Genomic DNA, 332 nt, shown 5'->3' with positions numbered 1-332 from the left:
CGCCGAGGACTCCGAGGTCGAGAAGTCGGACAAGGTCAAGGTCGTCGCCGAGACGATGGTCCCCGGCGCCCCGCTCGTGTACTCGTCGGCGCTTCCGGAGGAGGTCTCTAAGCAGCTCGTCGACGGACTCTCCGAGGTCACGATCGACGACATCATCGCCGCCGGCATCGACAGCGCCGACAGCGACTCCTTCCGCAGCGTCTTCTACGCCACGAAGCCGGTCGACGACGCCTACTACGACCTGATCCGCGACATCTGCAAGGAGACCGAAGCGGAGCAGTGCCAGGGCTGAGCCCGGCCTGACCCCTTCGTCTCACCCGGTGCCCCCCCCC

At 67.2% G+C, this 332-nt stretch carries 1 pseudogene; it reads left to right on the top strand.

Features of this window, described 5'->3' with window-relative positions:
* A pseudogene (locus ACNPM4_RS04245) lies at positions 1-292 on the top strand (phosphate/phosphite/phosphonate ABC transporter substrate-binding protein); the annotation flags it as partial.
* Positions 293-332 lie beyond the last annotated feature (40 nt).

It is taken from the genome of Microbacterium umsixpiens, from assembly GCF_053543675.1.
Note: the sequence above shows the minus strand (reverse complement) of the source record. Positions and strands in the feature narration are given on the sequence as shown.